Source organism: Rathayibacter sp. AY1F3, assembly GCF_002931975.1.
GTDB lineage: Bacteria > Actinomycetota > Actinomycetes > Actinomycetales > Microbacteriaceae > Rathayibacter.
This window is the reverse complement of sequence record NZ_PSVF01000012.1, coordinates 60164-80082: the sequence shown is the minus strand read 5'-3', so window position 1 is coordinate 80082 and position 19919 is coordinate 60164. Positions and strand designations below refer to the sequence as shown.

Sequence of the window (19919 nt, the reverse complement as noted above, 5' to 3'; positions counted from 1 at the left end):
CGACGAGCGTCCCGCCCCCGGCGCGGACGCGTCCGAGACGACGCGGCGCGTCGTCGCCGTCGACGGAGTCGCGATGGTGCGCCTCCTCGGACCCCAGGACCGCCTCATCCGAGCGGTCGAAGGACGATTCCCCGATGTCCGGGTGCACGTGCGCGGCAACGAGGTGACGCTCGACGGCGAGTGCGAGCCCGTCGCCGCGGCGACGCGCCTGGTGGAAGAACTGGTGCGCATGACCGCAAGCGGGCACGATCTCGACCCGGAGGGCGTGCGCGAGTCCGCCCGCATCCTGCAGAACGGCGGGCCGGTGAGCCCGGCCGAGGCGTTCGGCCAGGCCATCCTCACAGCACGCGGACGGAGCGTGAGGCCCAAGACGCTCGGGCAGCGCGAGTACGTCGACGCGGTCGATCAGAACACCATCGTCTTCGGCATCGGCCCGGCCGGAACCGGCAAGACCTACTTGGCGATGGCGAAGGCCGTGCAGTCGCTGCAGCGCAAGGAGGTCGAGCGGATCATCCTGACCCGCCCGGCGGTCGAGGCGGGGGAGCGGCTGGGCTACCTGCCAGGCTCGCTCACCGACAAGATCGACCCGTACCTGCGCCCGCTCTACGACGCGCTGAACGAGATGATGGACCCCGAGATCGTCCCGAAGCTGCTCGCGGCCGGCACGATCGAGGTCGCTCCGCTCGCCTACATGCGCGGGCGCACGCTCAACAACTCGTTCGTCGTGCTCGACGAGGCGCAGAACACGACGCCCGAGCAGATGAAGATGTTCCTCACCCGCCTCGGCTTCGGCTCCAAGATGGTCGTCACCGGCGACATCACCCAGGTCGACCTGCCGACCGGCGCGAGCGGACTCCGCCTCGTGACGCGCGTGCTCGACGGCATCGACGACATCCACTTCTCGCGCCTGACCAGCGAGGACGTGGTGCGCCACAGCCTGGTCGGCCGCATCGTGGACGCGTACACCGAGTACGACCAGCAGAAGCAGGCGCAGCACTTCGAGCGCGAGCAGGCCCGGGAGTTCGCGAACCGCGCCGAGCGCCGCGGCCAGGCCGCCCTGCTGCGCCTCGCCGGCTACGCGCTCGACTCGCTCCACGTGCACCCCGACGCCGAGCTCGCGATCGTGCTGGTCGACGAGGGCGCGATGGAGCAGCTGCACGTGCAGTGGATGGACGAGCCGGGGCCGACCGACGTGCTCAGCTTCCCGATGGACGAGCTGCGTCCCGGGACCGAGGACGAGCAGACCCCCGCGGGGCTCCTCGGCGACATCGTGCTCTGCCCGCAGGTCGCGCAGTCCCAGGCCGAGTCGGCCGGCCACTCCGTGCTCGACGAGCTGCAGCTGCTGACCGCCCACGGGCTCCTGCACCTGCTCGGCTTCGATCACGCCGAGCCGGAGGAGGAGCGCGAGATGTTCGGCATCCAGCGCGACATCCTGGTCGGCTTCCACATCAGCGAGCGACGCCGCTAGAGCGCGCCGTGCCCACTCTCCAGCTCCTCATCGCCGCCCTCGCGCTCGTCGCCGTCGGCGGCTGGTTCGCCGCGACCGACGCCGCCCTCGGCGTCCTCTCGCGCAGCGACCTGCTCGACATGGCCCAGCACTCCCGCAGCGCCCGTGCTCTCCGCGCGATCGCGGGCGACATGAGCGCCCACGTCAACGTCGTCAACTTCTCGCGGATCGCGGCCGAGACGACGGCCGCGGTGTTCGTCACCACGGTGCTGGTCGTCGAGGTCCCGCAGCTCTGGCTCGCGCTCCTGCTGGCGGTCCTGATCATGGCGGCGGTCTCGTTCGTCCTGGTCGGCTCCAGCCCCCGCAGCGTCGGGCGCGCCAACGCCCGCGCGGTCCTGTCCACCAGCGCCTCGCTCGTGCACGTGCTCCGGCTCGCGCTGGGCCCGGTCGCGCACGGGCTCGTGGCCCTCGGCAACCGAGTGACCCCGGGAACCGGGCGCTCGGCGGGGTTCTCCTCCGAGGAGCAGCTGCTCAGCATGGTCGACGAGGCGACCGAGCAGGACGTGCTCGAGCAGGACGACCGCGAGCTGATCCACTCGATCTTCGAGTTCAACGACACCTTCGTCCGCGAGGTGATGGTGCCCCGCACCGACATGGTGACGATCGAGGCGACCTCCTCCGTCGGCGCCGGCATGGGGCTCCTGCTGAGCCGCGGCATCTCCCGGCTCCCCGTCATCGGCGACGGCGTCGACGACGTCCTCGGCGTGCTCTACCTGCGCGACGTGGCCCGGCACACCTACGAGCGGCCGGACGACGACGACACGGTCGCCGATCTCGCGCGCCCGGCGCTGTTCGTGCCCGAGTCGAAGAAGGCCGACGAGCTGCTCCGCCAGATGCAGCTCGAGTCCAACCACCTCGCGATGGTGGTCGACGAGTACGGCGGCATCGCGGGCCTGGTGACGCTGGAGGACCTCATCGAGGAGCTCGTCGGCGACATCTCCGACGAGTACGACCGCGAGGTCGACCTCTTCGAGGAGACGGCGCCCGGGGTCTACCGCGTCTCGGCGCGCCTGCCGGTGGACGAGCTCGGCGAGCTGTTCGAGCTCGACCTCGAGGACGACGACGTCGACTCGGTCGGCGGACTGCTGACCAAGGCCTACGGGCGCCTCCCCGAGCGCGGCGCGACGGCGCGGATCGGCGGAGTGCTGCTCGAGGCCGAGCAGGCGGACCCGCGCCGTGGGACCATCTCCACGGTGATCGTTCGCCGCGATCCCGATCTGGACACCGCCGGCGAGCCCGGCACCGGCCCCGTCGCGATCATCGCGGACGGCGGCACCACCACCCCCAGCCCGAGCACGGCTCCCACCCGCGGAGCCACGGGCGATCAGCACGAGGACGCACGATGACCGACACCACTCCCGCCGCCGCTCCCTACCGGGCGGGCTTCGTGTCCTTCGTCGGCCGCCCGAACGTGGGCAAGTCGACGCTCACGAACGCCCTCGTCGGCGAGAAGATCGCCATCACGAGCTCGAAGCCCCAGACCACGCGGCGCGCTATCCGCGGCGTGGTGCACCGCACCGACGGCCAGCTGATCGTCGTCGACACCCCCGGCATCCACCGGCCGCGCACGCTCCTCGGAGAGCGGCTGAACTCGCTCGTCACCTCGACCCTCGGCGACGTCGACGTCATCGGGATGCTGTTCCCCGCGGACGAGCCGATCGGCCCGGGAGACCGCTTCATCAACGAGCAGCTCGACTCCTTCCCGCGCGCCCGGAAGGTCGCGATCGTCTCGAAGGTGGACCTCTCCTCGAAGAAGTCCGTGGCGAAGCAGCTGCTCGCCGTCTCGGAGCTGCGCGAGTGGGACACGATCGTGCCGATCTCGGCCGTGACCGAGGAGCAGCTGGACGTCCTGGCCGTCGAGCTCCTGCGCCTGATGCCCGTCTCGCCCGCCCTCTACCCGGAGGAGGCGGTGACCGACGAGGACCTGTCCTCGCGGATCGCCGAGTTCATCCGCGAGGCCGCCCTCGAGGGCGTCTCGGACGAGCTGCCGCACTCCCTCGCCGTGACGCTCGACGACATGGTCGAGCGCGAGGACGGCTCGCTGATCGACATCTACGCCAACGTCTTCGTGGAGCGCGACAGCCAGAAGGGCATCATCATCGGCAAGGGCGGCCAGCGCCTGCGCGAGGTGGGAGCCGTCTCCCGCGAGCAGATCGAGCGCCTGCTGGGCCGCCGCGTGTTCCTCTCGATCCGGGTGAAGGTCGCCAAGGAGTGGCAGCGCGACCCGAAGCTCCTGGGGCGCCTGGGCTTCTGACGCCGGAGGGACGACGGCGGTCACCCTCCAGGACGACGCCCCCGGGCGCACGGACCCGTAGCGTGGTCCTCATGCGCGCCCTCCTCGACCGACCGGCGGCCCTGCCGATCGCCGGGGCGGTGCTCGCCGCGCTCCACCTGCTGCTCGGGCTCACCGGGGTCACTCCGACCGAGCGGATCGCCGGCGGCCTCGTGCTGGCGCTGGCCCTCGCGGTCGCGGGCTTCCTGCCCGCGCTCGCCCCCTCGCTCGTCGCGGTCGGCGCGCTCGCCGACGGGGGCGTCCTCCTGGGCGGCGTCCCCGTCGACGGGGTGCTCGTCGGCCTGGTCGTCCTCTGGCAGACGACCCGCCGCGTGGGGCCCTGGACCCGTGCCCTGGCGCTCGCGGGCGGCCTCATCCTCGCCGGGATCGGCGGCGTCACCGTCGCGCTCGGCCTCTCCGGTCCGCTCGATCCGTCCGGGCTCCCCGCCCGCGTGGAGTTCGTGGTCCTCGCCCTGGTCGCCCTCGCAGTCGCCTCCGTGCTCGGTGCGGCGAAGGTCCTCGTGTACCTCAACGCGCTGCGGGCGCCGGTCCTCGCGGGCGATCGGATCGACGCGCTGCTGACCCGGGTCGCCGGCCCGCAGGACCCCTTCGCGGTGGGGGTCGCCGGCGGTCAGGCGCTGGTGCTCCTCCTCGTCGCCGGCCTCCCGTTCGCCGGGGTGGACGGCGCGATGCAGCTGCTGGTCGCGGGCGTGCTCGCGGTCGCGCTGGTACTGCACCGGCGGTCACCGGTCCTCGCCCTCTCGATCGCCTGGGCCGGTGCCGCCCTGCAGATGAGCGCGAGCCTCGCTCCCGGACCGGCGGATCTGGCCATCCTGGCCGTCCTCTTCGGCGCCGGCGCGTCGGAGTCGCGACGGGTGCGGATCGCGGGCGCGGTGTCGGCCGTCCTCGGCGCCGTGGTCGCCGTGGTCTACCTCGTCCTCGTCTTCGACCTCGTCGCGAGCGCCTACGACGGCCTGCTGTCGGCCGGAGCCACCTTCGGCGGGATCCTCGCGACGCTCGGCCTCTCCTGGACCATCGGCCTGCTCTCGCGGGCGGTCCGCCGGGCCCGGGAGGGCCAGACCCTGCGCGCGCAGGCCGAGCAGGAGCGCGCCCGAGCGCAGCGCGAGCTCGACACCGTGGAGGAGCGCAACCGGATCGCCCGCGACATGCACGACGTCGTCGCCCACTCCCTCGCCGTGGTGATCGCGCAGGCCGACGGCGCGCGCTACCTCGGCGCCACGAGTCCCGAGCAGACCGACGCCGCCCTGCTCACCATCTCCTCCGTCGCGCGGGACGCCCTCGGCGACGTCCGCGTGCTCCTCGCGCAGCTGCGGCACTCGCAGAGCGACGGCCCGCAGCCCGGCGCACGCGATCTGCCGGCCCTCCTCGACAGCGTGGGCGGCGCCGGCGCCCCCGTCCGCGCCGAGCTCGACGTCGACCTCGAGGCCGTGCCGCGCGCCGTCGGGCTCGCCCTCTACCGCATCGCCCAGGAGGCGACCACGAACGCGCTCCGGCACGGGCGCCCGGGCTCCCCGCTCGACATCGCCCTGCGCCAGGACGGCGGCCAGCTCGCCCTGACGGTGCGGAACGCCCGGTGCGCCGACTCCGAGCGCGACTCCCTGCCCGGTGAGGGCCACGGCCTGGTCGGCATGCGCGAGCGCGCCGCGCTCGTCGGGGGAGTGCTCGCCGCCGGCCCGGTCGGGGACGACTTCGTCGTCGACGCGCGCCTGCCCTCCTCCCCGTCCCTCGCCCGCACCGCCCTACCCCTCGCCTCCGGAGGCAGCCCCGCATGACCGACACCATCCGCCTCGTCCTCGTCGACGACCAGGCCCTCTTCCGCGCCGGCATCCGCATGCTGCTCGGCTCGCAGCCCGACCTCGAGGTGGTCGGCGAGGCCTCGGACGGGGCGGAGGGCGCGGAGCTGGTCGCGCGGCTGGCCCCCGACGTCGTGCTGATGGACATCCGGATGCCGGGCGTCGACGGGATCGAGTCGACCCGGCGGATCCTCGCGGACGCGCAGGAGCGGCGGGTCGAGCCTCCGCGCATCCTCGTGCTGACCACCTTCGACCTCGACGAGGCCGCCGCGCGCGCCATCCGGGCGGGTGCGAGCGGCTTCCTCCTGAAGGACACGGAGCCCGGCTTCCTCCTCGCCTCCGTCCGCACCGTGCACGCGGGGACCGCCGTGGTCGCCGCCTCCGCGACCCGCGAGCTCTTCGAGCACTTCGGAGCGGCGGGCAGCGGACGCGAGACCCCGCCCGCCTTCGCGACCCTCACCGACCGCGAGCGCGAGATCTTCCACCTGGCCGCGCGGGGGATGAGCAACACCGAGATCGCGCGCGCCGAGTTCCTGAGCGAGGCGACGGTGAAGACGCACATCAGCCGCACCCTCGGCAAGCTCGGCCTGCGCGACCGCGTGCAGCTGGTGGTCTACGCCTACGAGAACGGCCTGGTCTCCTAGAGCGGGACGCCGGGGTGACGCGCCGCGGGGGCGGTGCTACCCTGACCGGGTGCGCTTCGGACAGCTCCTCCTTCTCCGCCGCGACGAGATCTGATCCTCAGGCCATCCTCGTCGCGGAGTCCGTCGTCGGCTGAACCATCCCTCGCCCGCGAGGTCGATCCGCATCCGGATCCCCGCGAGACCGCCCGACCGGCACCGCCCACCAGCGGAGCCGCACGCGAGCGGCATCGGTCACGAGCGAGAACAGACACGTGCGCACCACTGCGCCGGGAGAGCACCTCATGCTGAACAACCAGAAGCCGTCGCCCATGCCGATCGGCAAGTACCGTCCCTTCCACGAGCTGATCGCCGTGGACCTGCCCGACCGCACCTGGCCGTCGAAGCGCATCACGACCGCGCCCCGCTGGTGCGCCGTGGACCTCCGCGACGGCAACCAGGCGCTCATCGACCCGATGAGCCCCGAGCGCAAGCGCATCATGTTCGATCTGCTGGTCCGGATGGGCTACAAGGAGATCGAGGTCGGGTTCCCGAGCGCGAGCCAGACCGACTTCGACTTCGTGCGCAGCCTCATCGAGGAGGGCGCGATCCCCGAGGACGTCACGATCCAGGTGCTGACCCAGGCCCGCGACCACCTGATCGAGCGCACCTACGAGTCGATCCGCGGTGCGCGCCAGGCGATCGTGCACCTCTACAACTCCACGAGCGTGCTGCAGCGCGAGGTCGTGTTCCGCAAGGACCGTCAGGGCATCATCGACATCGCGCTGGCCGGCGCCCGCAAGTGCCGCGAGATGGAGTCGACCGTCCCCGGCACGGCCGTCTACTACGAGTACTCGCCCGAGAGCTACACCGGCACCGAGCTCGACTTCGCCCGCGAGATCTGCGACCGGGTCGTCGAGGTCTTCGAGCCGACTCCCGAGCGCAAGGTCATCCTGAACCTGCCCGCCACCGTCGAGATGGCCACCCCGAACGTCTACGCCGACTCGATCGAGTGGATGAGCCGCAACCTCGCGCAGCGCGAGAACATCGTGCTGTCGCTGCACCCCCACAACGACCGCGGCACGGCCGTGGCGGCGGCCGAGCTGGGCTACCTGGCCGGTGCCGACCGGATCGAGGGCTGCCTCTTCGGCAACGGCGAGCGCACCGGCAACGTCGATCTGGTCGCGTTGGGCGTGAACCTGTTCACCCAGGGGATCGACCCGCAGATCGACTTCAGCGACATGGACGGCATCAAGCGCACCGCCGAGTACTGCAACCAGCTGCCCGTGCCCGAGCGCAGCCCCTGGGCGGGCGACCTGGTCTTCACCGCCTTCAGCGGCTCGCACCAGGACGCCATCAAGAAGGGCTTCGAGGCGATGCAGGCCGAGGCCGAGCGGACCGGCCGCAGCGTCGACGAGCTCACCTGGGCCGTGCCCTACCTGCCGGTGGACCCGAAGGACCTGGGCCGCTCCTACGAGGCGGTCATCCGCGTCAACTCGCAGTCCGGCAAGGGCGGAGTCGCGTACCTGCTGAAGACGGACCACGCGCTCGACCTGCCGCGCCGGCTGCAGATCGAGTTCTCGGGCGTCGTGCAGGCCAAGACCGACGCCGAGGGCGGCGAGGTCACGAGCGAGCAGATCTGGACGGTGTTCCAGGACGAGTACCTGCCGGCGCCCGCCGAGCGCGCCGACGAGAAGTGGGGCCGCTTCGAGCTGCTGCGCACGAACACGTCGAGCGATCTGGGCGGCAGCATCGCGCTGGACGCGGTCCTCCGGGTGGGCGACGAGCGCGTCTCGGCCAGCTCGCGGGGCAACGGCCCGATCAACGCCTTCGAGGCCGTGCTGGAGCAGCAGGGCGTCGAGGTCCGGGTCCTCGACTACGTCGAGCACGCGCTCAGCGCCGGCGGCGACGCGCTGGCCGCCTCGTACGTCGAGTGCACGGTGAACGGCCGCACCCTGTGGGGCGTGGGCGTGGACGCCGACATCTCGACCGCCTCCCTCAAGGCCATCGTCTCTGCCGTCAACCGCGCCCTGCGCGAGGAGGTCCCGGTCCGCGAGCTGGCCGGCGCCTCCGCCTGATCGGGCCCGATCCCCGCCGGGGGAGCCGTGATGCGTCGCGGCTCCCCCGGCGTTCCCGTGCGCGGACCGCGCCGGACTCCGCTCCCTGCGTCCGGGTCGGCCGCCGCTAGGTCCGGCGGCGCCAGCGCAGTCGCGGCACCCCGCTGAGCGCGCGCTGCTCGGGCAGGCTCCAGCCGTAGCGGACCGCGAGCAGCCGGATGACCGTGGTCACGCCCACCGCGAGCGGCGCGGCGAAGTCGATCGTCACTCCGAAGCGCAGCGCGAGGACCAGGACGCCCGTGCCCACCGAGGCGGCGACCGCGTAGAGCGAGCCGACGTGCATCAGCGCGATCGGCCGGTTCAGCAGGATGTCGCGGACGACGGATCCGCCGACGGCCGAGACGGTGCCGACGAACACGGCCGGCACCTCCGGCACGCCGAGCGACAGGGCCTTCGTGGTGCCGATCGCGCCGAAGAGCCCGAGGGTCAGCGCGTCGAGGGCGGTGATCGTCCCGTCGACCCGGTTCAGCAGGTGCTGGAGCAGCATCCCGAGCAGGGAGGCGGTCACCGCGACGATCAGGTACGCGTCGGTGTGCAGGGCCACCAGGGGCGTCTGGAGCAGCAGATCGCGGAGCACGCCGCCGCCGAGGCCGGTGGCCGTGCCGATGATCGTGACGCCGAGCAGGTCGATCCGGCGGTCGCGGAACTCGCCCGCGAACATCGCGCCCTGGAGGCAGCCGATGGCGATCGCGAGCAGGTCGGCCCAGGCCGGGATCTCGAAGAGGGAGGCTGCCACCCGGACATCGTTCCACGGCGCGGGGCCTGCTCCGGCCGGGCTGCCAGCCGGGTGTCGGGGGTCGGGAGGATAATCGGAGGATGCCCACCTATCGCGACGAAGCCGTGGTGCTCCGCACGCACAAGCTGGGCGAGGCCGACCGCATCGTGACGCTGCTCTCGCGCAGCCACGGCAAGATCCGCGCGGTGGCGAAGGGCGTGCGCAAGACCGGCTCCAAGTTCGGCTCGCGGCTCGAGCCGTTCATGGTCGCCGACCTCCAGCTCTACGAGGGCCGGAGCCTCGACATCGTCACGCAGGCCGAGTCGCTCGGCGCCTACGGTGCGCTGATCGCCGCCGACTACGACAGCTACACGGCGGCGAGCGCGATGGTCGAGACGGCGGACCGCCTCACCGACGCGGACGCCTCCCTGCAGCAGTACCTGCTGCTCGTCGGGGCCCTGCGATCGCTCTCGAAGCACGAGCACGAGCCGGTGCTGACGCTCGACTCCTACCTCCTGCGGGCGCTCTCGATCGCGGGCTGGGCGCCCAGCTTCGAGGACTGCGCGCGCTGCGGCGCCCCCGGGCCCCACGGCGCGGTCGTGGTGCAGCTCGGAGGCGTCGTCTGCGCCGACTGCACGCCGCCCGGAGCACCGCGGGTCGCTCCGGAGGTCGTGGTCCTGCTGGGTGCGCTGCTCACGGGAGACTGGGCCCACGCCGAGACCACCGAGCCGACCACGCGGTCGCGGGCGAGCGGAGTGGTCGCCGCCTACACGCAGTTCCACCTCGAACGCGGTCTGAGATCCCTGGAGCACGTCACCCGATGAAGCCCTTCACCCACAAGGACGCCGAGCCGTACCGCCCTCTCGACTGGACCGGGATCCACCCGCCCGCGATCCCGCGGAAGGCCGTTCCGGGGCACGTCGCCATCGTGATGGACGGGAACGGCCGCTGGGCGAACTCCCGCGGCCTGACTCGGATCGAGGGGCACAAGCGCGGCGAGACGGCGCTGCTGGACGTCGTGGCCGGAGCGATCCAGATCGGCGTGAAGCATCTCAGCGTCTACGCGTTCTCGACCGAGAACTGGAAGCGCTCGCCCGAGGAGGTGCGCTTCCTGATGGGCTTCAACCGCGACGTGCTGCACCGCCGCCGCGATCAGCTCAACGAGTGGGGCGTGCGCATCCGCTGGGCCGGGCGGAAGCCGCGCCTGTGGGCGTCGGTGATCAACGAGCTGCAGTTCGCCGAGCGGATGACCGCGGACAACGACGTGCTCACCCTCACCATGTGCGTCAACTACGGCGGGCGCACCGAGATCGCCGACGCGGTGCAGCGGCTCGCCGCCGAGGTCCAGGCAGGGCGGCTCAAGCCCTCCGGCATCTCCGAGAAGACGATCGCGAAGGCGCTCTACGTGCCCGAGATGCCGGACGTCGACCTCTTCGTGCGCTCCTCCGGCGAGCAGCGCACCAGCAACTTCCTGCTCTGGCAGAGCGCCTACGCCGAGATGGTGTTCCTCGACCGGCTCTGGCCGGACTTCACGCGGACCGACCTCTGGGACGCGATCGAGCACTACTCCGGCCGCTCCCGCCGCTTCGGCGGCGCGGTCGACGTGCCGGGGGCCTCCTCGTGATCCGGGCCGGAATCGTCGGCTTCGGGCTCGCGGGCAGCGTCTTCCACGGTCCGTTCCTCGCGGCGGATCCCGCTTTCGAGGTCGTCGCCGTCTCCACCCGCGACGCCGGTCGGAGGGCCGCGGCCTCCGCCGCGCATCCGGAGGCCCGGATCGTGCCCGACCTCGACGCGGTGCTCGCCGAGCGGCCGGAGCTGGTCGTGCTCGCCTCGCCGCCGTCGGTGCACCGGGAGCAGGCCGTCCGGGTGCTCGAGGCCGGTGTCGCCGTCGTGATCGACAAGCCCTTCGCACCGAGCGCCGCCGACGCGGACGCGATCATCGCCGCCTCCGAGCGGAGCGGTGCGCCCGTCTTCGTCTTCCAGAACCGGCGCTGGGACGCCGATCTGCTCACGCTCCGCCGCCTCCTGGGCGAAGGGGTCCTCGGCGAGGTCCTCCGCTTCGAGTCGACCTTCGAGCGCTGGAGCGCGCCGAAGACGGGCCGGTGGCAGAGCGAGACGGGTCCGGCCGAGGGCGGCGGGATCCTCTTCGATCTCGGCAGCCACCTGGTCGACCAGGCGCTGCTGCTGTTCGGCCCGGCGGTCGTCACGGCGGCCGAGACCCGGACCGTCCACGAGGGCTCGGCGAGCGAGGACGACGCGTTCGTCTCGCTCCTGCATCACAGCGGCGTCCGCTCCCACCTCACCATGAGCCGCGTCGCCCGGGCGACCGGGCCCCGCTTCCGCGTGCTCGGAACCCGCGCCGCCTTCAGCGTCGACGGTCTCGATCCGCAGGAGACCGTGCTCCGCACCGGCGGCGCCAGGCCCGACGACGACGGCTTCGGCGAGGTCGCGCCGGAGGGATGGGGCGTCCTCGTCGACGACTCCGGCGCACACCCCGTGCCGAGTGTGCGGGGACGCTACGCCGCGTTCCTCGAGCAGGTCGCGCGGTCGCTCCAGGACGGCGCTCCCTCGCCGGTCGACGTGCGCGAGGCCCGCGAGGTCGTCGCCGTGCTCGAGCAGGCGCACGCTCTCGCCGCCCGCTGACCGGGCCCGCCGCCGACGCGCCCGGTCGCTCCCCGGTCTTGGCGATCCGGCTCCGGAGCGTCATCCTCGAGAGGTGAGCACCGCACTGCCGAACTCCGCCGACCTGCGCGCGCGCTTCGCCGGTGCCCGCGGCTACCACAACGCCTGCACCCTCGGCCTGCCGCCGCGGGAGACCGTCGAGGCGCTGCGGGCGGACCTCGACGGCTGGTCGTCCGGGGAGAGCACGGCCGCCGCCTACGGCGCTGTCGCCGAGCGCGCGCGTGCCTCGTTCGCCGCGATCGCCGGCGTCCCGGTCGACCGTGTCGCGATCGGCTCGCAGACCTCCGCCATGGCCGCCGTGCTCGCCGCCTCGCTGCCCGACGGGGCCCGCGTGCTCTGCGTGGACGGCGACTTCTCCTCCATCGTGTTCCCCTTCCTCGCCCAGGCGCACCGCGGAGTGACCGTGCGCTCCGTCGCGCTCGAGGCGCTGGCCGACTCCGTCGAGGACGGGGACGACCTCGTCGTCTTCTCCGCCGTGCAGTCCAGCAGCGGAGCGCTCGCCGATCTCGACTCCGTCCTCGAGGCGGCCGCGCGCCACGGAGTGCGGACCGCGTGCGACCTCACGCAGGCGGCCGGCGTCCTGCCGGTCGACGCCTCCCGCTTCGACGCGACCCTCACCCACGCCTACAAGTGGCTGTGCTCGCCGCGCGGAGTGGCGTTCCTCACGGTGTCGCCCGCCTACGCGGCCGAGCTCGTCCCCGTGCAGGCGGGCTGGTACTCGGGGGAGGACGTGTGGTCGTCCTGCTACGGACCGGCCATGCACCTGGCCGAGAACGCCCGCCGCTTCGACGTCTCGCCGGCCTGGCAGGCGTTCGCCGGCGCCGAGGCGTCGCTCGCTCTGTTCCGCTCGCTCGACCTCGACGCGGTCTGGGCGCACGCCTCCGGCCTCGGCGACCTGCTGTGCGAGCGGCTGGACCGGGAGCCTCAGCACCGGGCGCTCGTGTCCTGGCCGGACGAGGGGGGAGCGGACCTGGAGCTGCTGCAGGCCGCGGGTCTGCGCGTCTCGGGCCGCGGCGGCCGGCTCCGCATCGCCTTCCACCTCTGGAACGACGAGTCCGACGTGGACGAGCTCGTCCGCGTGCTGCGGGAATAGCGGGGCGCCCCCTCCGTTGTCCTGGGGGTGAGTGCTGAGCCGAGCCCCCTGTCCGTCGACGTCTGGTCCGATATCGCCTGCCCCTGGTGCTACATCGGGAAGCGCCGGTTCGAGCGCGGGCTCGAGGCGTTCCGCGCCGCGCACCCCGAGGCTCCGGAGGTCGTCGTGGAGTACCGCAGCTTCGAGCTCTCGCCGGACACGCCGGAGGACTACCGCGGGGGAGAGGCGGCGTTCCTCGCCGAGCACAAGGGCATCCCGGAGGCGCAGGCGCAGCAGATGCTCGACTCCGTCACGGCGATCGCGGCGAGCGTCGGCCTCGACTACCACTTCGAGTCGGTGCGCCACGTCAAGACGGTCACCGCCCACCAGGCGCTCCACCACGCCAAGGAGAACGGACTGCAGCTCGAGCTCGTCGAGCGTCTCCTGAGCGCGTACTTCGTCGAGGGCCGCGACCTGGCCGATCCGGAGGTGCTCGCCTCGCTCGCCGGCGAGGTCGGGCTCGACCCGGCGGAGACGCGCCGCGCTCTCGAGGACCGGCGCTACCTCGGGCGGGTGCAGTCCGACATCGCCCAGGCCCGCGAGTACGGGATCTCGGGGGTGCCGTTCTTCGTCCTCGACGGGCGCTTCGGCGTCTCCGGCGCCCAGGAGCCGGCGGCGTTCACCGAGGTCCTCGAGCACGTGCTGGAGCAGCGGGCGGCCGTCGCGTGAGCGGGCCGTTCGAGATGCTGGGCGACTCCGGCGTGCCGCTGTGCGAGGACGGCGTCTGCGCCGTGCCGCCGGCCACGGAAGCGGAACCGCAGGCCGAGGTGCCGCCGATCAGCGCGGAGGCTCCTCCACGGTGATGTCGGCCACGGTCGCGCCGTAGGCGGCCACGAGGGCGTCCGCGTCGACGAAGGCGCTGCGCCCGTCGGCGCCGGCTCCCATCGCCACGCGGCGGCCGAGGATCCGCTCGTCGGCGTAGACCGGCCAGGCCGTCGTGGAGCCGATCGGGGTGATGGTGCCGCGCCGGTAGCCGGTCGCCTCGAGGGCGGCCGTCTCGTCCGGGAGGCGGAGCTTGTTCACTCCGACCACCGCGCGCAGCTTCGGCCACGCGATCTGCCGCCCGCCGGGGACGAGGGCGAACAGGTAGCCGCCGTCGTGGCGCTTCACCACGAGCGACTTCACGATGTCGCCGGGCTCGATGCCGAGCAGCGCGGCCGCCTCGTGCAGGCTGCCGGCAGCGGGCCTCTCCACGATCTCGACCGCCAGGCCGCGGGCGGACGCGTCCGCCTCCAGCCGCTGCGAACCGTCCTCCACAGGTGTGCTCCCGTTCATCTCTCCACCTCTCCGCTCGTCACTCCGCCTTCCCCAACACAGGATCTGGGAGAATCGATACCGATGTCCTCCACTCTCACGGCCGCCCCGCCCGCGCGCACCGCGCCGGCGCTCCGGATCGGCCCCCTCGAACTCGACGCGCCGGTGGTGCTCGCCCCCATGGCGGGCATCACCAACACGGCGTTCCGCCGCCTCTGCCGCGAGTTCGGCAACGGCCTCTACGTGAGCGAGATGATCACCTCCCGCGCGCTCGTCGAGCGCACGCCGGAGTCGATGCGCCTCATCCGCCACCACCCCAGCGAGTCGGTGCGCTCGATCCAGCTCTACGGAGTGGACCCGATCACGGTCGCCGAGGCGGTCACCATGCTCGTCGCCGAGGACCGGGCCGACCACATCGACCTCAACTTCGGCTGCCCCGTGCCCAAGGTCACCCGGAAGGGCGGGGGAGCGGCCCTGCCGTGGAAGCTCCCGCTGTTCCGGCAGATCGTCGAGGGCGCTGTGAAGGCCGCCGGCGACGTCCCGCTCACCGTCAAGATGCGCAAGGGCATCGACCCGGACCACCTCACCTACCTCGAGGCCGCCCGTGCCGCCGAGGGCGCCGGAGTCGCGTCGATCGCGCTGCACGCGCGCACCGCCTCCGAGTTCTACAGCGGGCACGCCGACTGGTCGGCGATCGCCACGCTCAAGGAGACGGTCACGAGCGTGCCCGTGCTGGGCAACGGCGACATCTGGTCGGCCGAGGACGCGCTGCGGATGATGGCCGAGACGGGCTGCGACGGAGTCGTCGTCGGTCGCGGCTGCCTCGGGCGCCCCTGGCTCTTCGGCGACCTCGCCGCCGCGTTCGCCGGCTCCGACGAGCGGTTCCGTCCCTCGCTCGGGCAGGTCGCCGAGGCGTTCCGCCGCCACGCGGAGCTGCTCGTCGACTTCTTCGAGAGCGAGGAGCGCGGCTGCCGCGACATCCGCAAGCACGTCGCCTGGTACTTCAAGGGCTACGCCGTCGGCGGCGACCTCCGCGCCCGCCTGGCCACGGTCGAGACGCTCGCGCAGCTCGACGAGCTCCTGGCGACGCTCGACTGGACGCAGCCCTACCCGGGCGAGGCGGCCGAGGGGCAGCGGGGCCGCGCCGGCTCGCCCAAGGTCCCCTCCCTCCCGGACCGCTGGCTCGAGTCCCGCGAGCTCGACGCCGGGCAGCGCGACGCGGTCTCGGCCGCCGAGATCCACAACAGCGGTGGATGACCGCGCGCTCTGGGGGTACTCGCTCGTCGACACCGAGCGATTCCTGCCGGAGGACCATTCGACCCGCCGCTCCGACTTCGCCCGCGACCGCGCCCGGCTCTTCCACTCCAGCGCGCTCCGCCGCCTGGCCGCGAAGACCCAGGTGCTCAGCCCCACGGCGGGCGTCGACTTCGCGCGCAACCGCCTGACCCACTCGCTCGAGGTGGCGCAGATCGGCCGGGAGCTCGCCACGAGCCTCGACCTCGACCCCGACGTCGTCGACACGGCCTGCCTCGCGCACGACATCGGGCATCCGCCGTTCGGGCACAACGGCGAGCGCGCGCTCAACACCTGGGCCGAGGGGATCGGCGGCTTCGAGGGCAACGCGCAGACCTTCCGGCTGCTCACGCGGCTCGAGCCGAAGGTGTTCGGCGACGACGCCCGCCCCTACGGGCTGAACCTCACCCGCGCCAGCATCGACGCGAGCTGCAAGTACCCCTGGCCCGACACGCGCTCGGTCGCCGACCCGTCGGGGCGCGCCAAATTCGGCTTCTACGCCGACGACGCCCCCGCGTTCGCCTGGATGCGCGAGGGCGCCCCCGAGGGGGTGCGCTGCATCGAGGCCGAGGTGATGGATCTCTCGGACGACATCGCCTACTCCGTGCACGACTTCGAGGACGCGGTGGTCTCCGGCTACATCGACGTCGAAGCACTTGGCTCCCGCGCCGACCACGAGGACCTCGTGCAGTCGATGCACTCCTGGGTCGGCGGGGAGGTCGGACACGACGAGCTCGTCGCCGCCTTCGACCGTCTCGACTCGCTCGACGTGTGGGTCTCCTCCTGGGACGGCTCCCGCCGCGACCAGGCCCGGCTCAAGAACCTGACCAGCCAGCTCATCGGCCGCTTCGCCGCCGCCGCCACCGAGGCCACCCGCCAGGCGTACCAGCACCCCGACCTCGTCCGCTTCGGCGGCCACGTCGTCGTCCCCCGGGAGCAGCAGGCCGAGATCGCCGTCCTCAAGGGGATCGTCGCGACCTTCGTGATGTCGCGGAACACCCGCCAGCCCATCTACGCCCAGCAGCGCGAAGTCCTCACCCGCCTCGCCGACACCCTCCTCGACCGCGGCCCGGGAACCCTCGAGCCCGGCTTCGCCGAGGACTGGCACGCCGCCCCCGGCGACGACGCCCGCCGCCGCGTCGTCGTCGACCAGGTCGCCAACCTCACCGACCAGAGCGCCCTCGCCTGGTTCGAGAGGCTGTGCTGATGCGCTGAGCCGGGCGGCGCCCGGCTCAGCTGTGCCGCCGGTCCCTGCCCGGCGTCACCGCGGTCGGCTTGTCGAGGTGGTGCGTTCCAGGGAGCGGGGTGCGTCCGCCTAGGGCGATCCGCTGGGACGCGGATCGGCCGTTCGGCGGTGCTCGATTGCACGCCGGTCCTCGCCCGGCGTGGCGCGGTCGGCTTCTCGGGGTGGTGCGGTTCGTGGAGCGGGGTGCGTCCGCCTAGGGCGATCCGCTGGCACGCGGATCGGCCGTTCGGCTGTGCTGAATTCCACGCCGGTCCTCGCCCGGCGTGGCGCGGTCGGCTTGGCGACGTGGTGCGGTTCGTTGAGCGGGGTGCGTCCGCCTAGGGCGATCCGCTGGCACGCGGATCGGCCGTTCGGCGGTGCCGGTGGCACGCCGGTCCTTGCCCGGCGTGGCGCGGTCGGCGGTGCTCGATTCCATGCCGGTCCTTGCCCAGCGTGGCGCGGTCGGCGGTGCTCGATCCCACGCCGGTCCCTGCCCGGCGTGGCGCGGTCGGCTTGGCGACGTGGTGCGTTTCGTGGAGCGGGGTGCGTCCGCCTAGGGCGATCCGCTGGCACGCGGATCGGCCGTTCGGCGGTGCCGGTGGCACGCCGGTCACCGCCGGGCGTCACCGCGGTCGGCTTGTCGGGGTGGTGCATTTCGTAGAGTGCGTCCGCCTGGGGCGATCCGCTGGCACGCGGATCGGCCGTTCAGCGGTGCCGGGGCACGCCGGTCACCGCCAGGCGTCACCGCGGTCGGCTTGTCGGGGTGGTGGGTTCCAGGGAGCCGGGTGCGTCGTCTGAGGCGATGCGCTGGTGTGCGGGTCGGCCGGTCGGCTCGGAGGGCGGGGAGGGCGCCGCACCGCGCGGCGCGGAGGGGCGCGGGTCGGCGGGTACGGTGAGGGCGTGAGAGCGGAGCGGACACGACAGCTGATCCTCGAGGCGGCGACGGAGGAGTTCGCGGCGCACGGGCTGGCGGGAGCGCGGGTCGACCGCATCGCGGCACGGTCGGGGATGAGCAAGCCGATGCTGTACTCGCACTTCGGAGCGAAGGAGCGGCTGTTCGACGCGGTGTTCGACGCGCACGTGCTCGCCAACGCCCAGCGGGTGCCGTTCACGGCAGCGGACCCCGCGGACTACGCGAGACGGCTCTACGACGACTACCTGGCCGACCCCGCGCTGATGCGCCTGGTCATGTGGAAGCGGCTCGAGCAGGAACCGGACGGCTACCTCTACGCGGGCAACGAGGGCATCGACGAGGCGAACCTCGCCGACATCGCGGAGCAGCAGCGCGCCGGCCTCCTCCGCCCCGACCTCGACCCTGCCGACCTCTGGACCCTCCTCATCGCTACCGCCGCGGCCTGGGCCCAGGGATCCGTCACCACGGTCGCCGACCCCGGCGACCCCGACCCGGTGCACCAGCGCCGACGAGCCGCACTGGGACAGGTCGTCGATGCGGCCCTGCGACTCCGCTGACGATCCCGGAGAAGCTACCAACCGGTAGGTAGTGTTGCCGGCATGCTCACCACTGCACTCCTCGCCGAGCGTCCCGGCGACTCCCTCCGCCCCACCGTCGTCGAGCGGCGCGAGCTGCGCGCCGACGACCTGGACGTCCGCGTCGACTTCTGCGGTGTCTGCCACAGCGACCTCCACGCGCTGGGCGCCGACGCCGGATTCCCGCTCGTCCCCGGCCACGAGTTCGTCGGCGAGGTCCTCGCCGTCGGCACAGGAGTCACGGCGTTCCGCCCGGGCGACGCGGTCGCGGTGGGGAACATCGTCGACTCGTGCGGCGAGTGCGGCATGTGCCGCGCCGGCCAGGAGAACTTCTGCGCGAGCTTCCCGACGCTCACCTACGGCGGCACGGACCGGATCGACGGGACGCCCACGCTCGGGGCCTACTCCGGCCGGTACGTCGTGAGCGAGCGGTTCGCCTACGCACTCCCCGAGGGACTGGACCCGGCCGCGGCCGCACCGCTTCTCTGCGCGGGGATCACGGTCTGGGAGCCGTTGAGAGCGTCGGGAGTCGGGCCCGGGACCCGCCTCGGTGTGGCGGGCCTCGGCGGACTCGGCCACCTGGCGGTCCGCCTCGGCGCGGCCCTCGGCGCCGAGGTCACGCTCCTGACCACGTCACCGGGCAAGGAGGCGGAAGCCCGCCGGCTCGGAGCGCAGCACGTCGTCGTCACGACGGATGCGGGGGCGCTCACCGCCGCCCGCGACACGCTCGACGTCGTGATCGACACGGTGTCCGCCCCGCACGACCCGGCTGACTACCTGCGCGTGCTCGCCCTCGACGGCACCCTGTTCCTCCTCGGGCACCTCGGCACCGTGACGGTGGACGTCCTGGACCTGCTCGTCGGCAGGAAGCGGCTCGCCTCGGCCGGCAGCGGAGGGCGCCGCTGCACGCAGGACCTGCTCGACTTCTGCGCCGCGGAGGGCGTCGCCGCGGAGGTGGAGGTGCTGCCGGTCGCGGAGGTCGAGACCGCCCTCGACCGGCTGGGGAGGAACGACGTGCGCTACCGCTTCGTCCTCGACCTCCGCGGCATCGACGACGACCTCCGGTGACGCCGCCTGTCGAGGATCAGCCGGCGAGCATCTGCCCGTAGCGCTCCGCGGGATCGAGGGCGAGGCCGGCCTTGACGCTGCGGGCGATGTCGTCGGCGAGCACCTCGGAGTCGCCGCGCTCGAGGCCGTCGAGAGCGGCGGTCACGATCGCCTCGGGTGAGGACTTGGGCGCGTCCGTCCAGGACGCCATGTCGGTGTCGACGAACCCCATGTGCAGGCCGAGGACCTGGGTGCCCTGCTCGGCCAGAGCGAGGCGGAGGCCGTCGGTCGCGCTCCACGCCGCGGCCTTCGACATCGAGTAGGACTCGGCGCCCGGGAACGACGTGAAGGACGACACGGACAGCACGTTGAGCACGGCGCCGCCGCCGGCGCGACGGAGGTGGCCGGCGAAGGCGCGGGTCAGCAGGAGCGGTCCGAACGCGTTCGTCTCGACGGTGCGGCGGATCTCGGCGATGTCGCCGGTGAGGAAGGGCACGGTCGGCGCGATGCCCGCATTGTTGACGAGGATCCGCAGGTCGCCGAGCTCGGCGGCCAGCTCCTCGATGCGCACCGGGTCCGTCACGTCGAGCGCGACGGGGACGACGCCCTCGCTCACCGCGATCGAGGAGACGTCCCGGGCGGCGGCGTAGACGGTGCGGGCGCCGCGGGCGCGGAGCTGCCGGACGAACTCGGCGCCGATGCCCCGGTTGGCGCCGGTGACAAGGGCGGTGGAATCGTGGATCTGCATGAGGT

The 19919-nt window shown here is 72.9% G+C and carries 18 protein-coding genes and 1 pseudogene; 16 read left to right on the top strand and 3 right to left on the bottom strand.

Annotation, left to right across the window (positions count from 1 at the left end):
• Positions 1-73: 73 nt before the first annotated feature.
• The 7 genes and pseudogenes from C5C39_RS09190 to leuA all read left to right on the top strand — a co-directional run.
• A pseudogene (locus C5C39_RS09190) lies at positions 74-1018 on the top strand (PhoH family protein); the annotation flags it as partial.
• Positions 1019-1096: 78 nt separating this feature from the next.
• Positions 1097-1468, top strand: a complete 372-nt coding sequence (gene ybeY, locus C5C39_RS17855) for an rRNA maturation RNase YbeY (RefSeq protein ID WP_258059738.1) — start codon at positions 1097-1099, stop codon at positions 1466-1468.
• Positions 1469-1476: 8 nt separating this feature from the next.
• Positions 1477-2853, top strand: a complete 1377-nt coding sequence (locus tag C5C39_RS09185) for a hemolysin family protein (protein ID WP_104223425.1) — start codon at positions 1477-1479, stop codon at positions 2851-2853.
• Complete coding sequence (gene era / locus C5C39_RS09180) at positions 2850-3761, top strand: GTPase Era (RefSeq protein ID WP_104223426.1); 912 nt, start codon at positions 2850-2852, stop codon at positions 3759-3761. Before C5C39_RS09185 ends, era begins: the two co-directional genes overlap by 4 nt.
• 71 nt (positions 3762-3832) lie before the next feature.
• Entirely contained in the window at positions 3833-5572 is a 1740-nt protein-coding gene (locus C5C39_RS09175; RefSeq protein ID WP_146083904.1) for a sensor histidine kinase, read from the top strand.
• A complete protein-coding gene (locus C5C39_RS09170; protein ID WP_104234459.1) occupies positions 5569-6237 on the top strand; it encodes a response regulator transcription factor in 669 nt (222 codons plus the stop codon). The genes C5C39_RS09175 and C5C39_RS09170 overlap by 4 nt, the downstream gene beginning before the upstream one ends.
• A 281-nt stretch (positions 6238-6518) precedes the next feature.
• Positions 6519-8291, top strand: coding sequence for a 2-isopropylmalate synthase (gene leuA / locus C5C39_RS09165; RefSeq protein WP_104238221.1), 1773 nt, complete (start codon positions 6519-6521; stop codon positions 8289-8291).
• A 106-nt stretch (positions 8292-8397) separates the two neighbouring features.
• Here the strand turns inward: leuA and C5C39_RS09160 are convergent, their stop codons facing one another.
• Positions 8398-9066 carry a trimeric intracellular cation channel family protein gene (locus tag C5C39_RS09160; RefSeq protein WP_104223430.1) on the bottom strand — a complete coding sequence of 223 codons (669 nt, stop codon included), beginning with the start codon at positions 9064-9066 and terminating at the stop codon, positions 8398-8400.
• 80 nt (positions 9067-9146) lie between these two features.
• Here C5C39_RS09160 and recO point away from each other — a divergent pair, with 80 nt between their 5' ends.
• The 5 genes from recO (at position 9147) to C5C39_RS09135 (ending at position 13528) form a co-directional block, all read left to right on the top strand.
• Positions 9147-9869 (top strand): DNA repair protein RecO, encoded by a 723-nt coding sequence (recO, locus tag C5C39_RS09155; protein WP_104223431.1) that lies wholly within the window; start codon positions 9147-9149, stop codon positions 9867-9869.
• Positions 9866-10669 (top strand): isoprenyl transferase, encoded by an 804-nt coding sequence (locus C5C39_RS09150; protein WP_104234456.1) that lies wholly within the window; start codon positions 9866-9868, stop codon positions 10667-10669. The genes recO and C5C39_RS09150 overlap by 4 nt, the downstream gene beginning before the upstream one ends.
• Positions 10666-11688, top strand: coding sequence for a Gfo/Idh/MocA family oxidoreductase (locus tag C5C39_RS09145; RefSeq protein ID WP_104353184.1), 1023 nt, complete (start codon positions 10666-10668; stop codon positions 11686-11688). Before C5C39_RS09150 ends, C5C39_RS09145 begins: the two co-directional genes overlap by 4 nt.
• Before the next feature lie 73 nt (positions 11689-11761).
• A complete protein-coding gene (locus C5C39_RS09140) occupies positions 11762-12820 on the top strand; it encodes an aminotransferase class V-fold PLP-dependent enzyme (RefSeq protein ID WP_104353183.1) in 1059 nt (352 codons plus the stop codon).
• 27 nt (positions 12821-12847) lie between these two features.
• The gene (locus C5C39_RS09135; RefSeq protein ID WP_104238217.1) at positions 12848-13528 is read left to right on the top strand and encodes a DsbA family protein; all 681 of its coding nucleotides are present in this window, start codon (positions 12848-12850) and stop codon (positions 13526-13528) included.
• A gap of 108 nt (positions 13529-13636) precedes the next feature.
• Here the strand turns inward: C5C39_RS09135 and C5C39_RS09130 are convergent, their stop codons facing one another.
• On the bottom strand, positions 13637-14134 hold the full coding sequence (locus C5C39_RS09130; RefSeq protein ID WP_104223436.1) for an aminoacyl-tRNA deacylase: 498 nt from the start codon (positions 14132-14134) through the stop codon (positions 13637-13639).
• A 63-nt stretch (positions 14135-14197) separates the two neighbouring features.
• Here C5C39_RS09130 and dusB point away from each other — a divergent pair, with 63 nt between their 5' ends.
• The 4 genes from dusB (at position 14198) to C5C39_RS09110 (ending at position 19187) form a co-directional block, all read left to right on the top strand.
• Positions 14198-15370 carry a tRNA dihydrouridine synthase DusB gene (dusB, locus tag C5C39_RS09125; RefSeq protein WP_104353182.1) on the top strand — a complete coding sequence of 391 codons (1173 nt, stop codon included), beginning with the start codon at positions 14198-14200 and terminating at the stop codon, positions 15368-15370.
• Positions 15363-16613: a deoxyguanosinetriphosphate triphosphohydrolase gene (locus tag C5C39_RS09120; RefSeq protein WP_104353181.1), complete on the top strand. Its 1251-nt coding sequence runs from the start codon at positions 15363-15365 to the stop codon at positions 16611-16613. The genes dusB and C5C39_RS09120 overlap by 8 nt, the downstream gene beginning before the upstream one ends.
• A 918-nt stretch (positions 16614-17531) precedes the next feature.
• Positions 17532-18101 carry a TetR family transcriptional regulator gene (locus tag C5C39_RS09115; protein WP_104353180.1) on the top strand — a complete coding sequence of 190 codons (570 nt, stop codon included), beginning with the start codon at positions 17532-17534 and terminating at the stop codon, positions 18099-18101.
• Positions 18102-18143: 42 nt separating this feature from the next.
• Positions 18144-19187 (top strand): NAD(P)-dependent alcohol dehydrogenase, encoded by a 1044-nt coding sequence (locus C5C39_RS09110; RefSeq protein WP_104353179.1) that lies wholly within the window; start codon positions 18144-18146, stop codon positions 19185-19187.
• 16 nt (positions 19188-19203) lie between these two features.
• Here the strand turns inward: C5C39_RS09110 and C5C39_RS09105 are convergent, their stop codons facing one another.
• Complete coding sequence (locus tag C5C39_RS09105) at positions 19204-19914, bottom strand: SDR family oxidoreductase (RefSeq protein WP_104353178.1); 711 nt, start codon at positions 19912-19914, stop codon at positions 19204-19206.
• Positions 19915-19919 lie beyond the last annotated feature (5 nt).

Coding starts and splice junctions, on each gene's coding strand:
- era (WP_104223426.1), top strand. CDS start 2,850: ATGACCGACACCACTCCCGCCGCCGCTCCCTACCGGGCGGGCTTCGTG.
- C5C39_RS09175 (WP_146083904.1), top strand. CDS start 3,833: ATGCGCGCCCTCCTCGACCGACCGGCGGCCCTGCCGATCGCCGGGGCG.
- C5C39_RS09170 (WP_104234459.1), top strand. CDS start 5,569: ATGACCGACACCATCCGCCTCGTCCTCGTCGACGACCAGGCCCTCTTC.
- leuA (WP_104238221.1), top strand. CDS start 6,519: ATGCTGAACAACCAGAAGCCGTCGCCCATGCCGATCGGCAAGTACCGT.
- recO (WP_104223431.1), top strand. CDS start 9,147: ATGCCCACCTATCGCGACGAAGCCGTGGTGCTCCGCACGCACAAGCTG.
- C5C39_RS09150 (WP_104234456.1), top strand. CDS start 9,866: ATGAAGCCCTTCACCCACAAGGACGCCGAGCCGTACCGCCCTCTCGAC.
- C5C39_RS09130 (WP_104223436.1), bottom strand. CDS start 14,134: ATGAACGGGAGCACACCTGTGGAGGACGGTTCGCAGCGGCTGGAGGCG.
- dusB (WP_104353182.1), top strand. CDS start 14,198: ATGTCCTCCACTCTCACGGCCGCCCCGCCCGCGCGCACCGCGCCGGCG.
- C5C39_RS09110 (WP_104353179.1), top strand. CDS start 18,144: ATGCTCACCACTGCACTCCTCGCCGAGCGTCCCGGCGACTCCCTCCGC.
- C5C39_RS09105 (WP_104353178.1), bottom strand. CDS start 19,914: ATGCAGATCCACGATTCCACCGCCCTTGTCACCGGCGCCAACCGGGGC.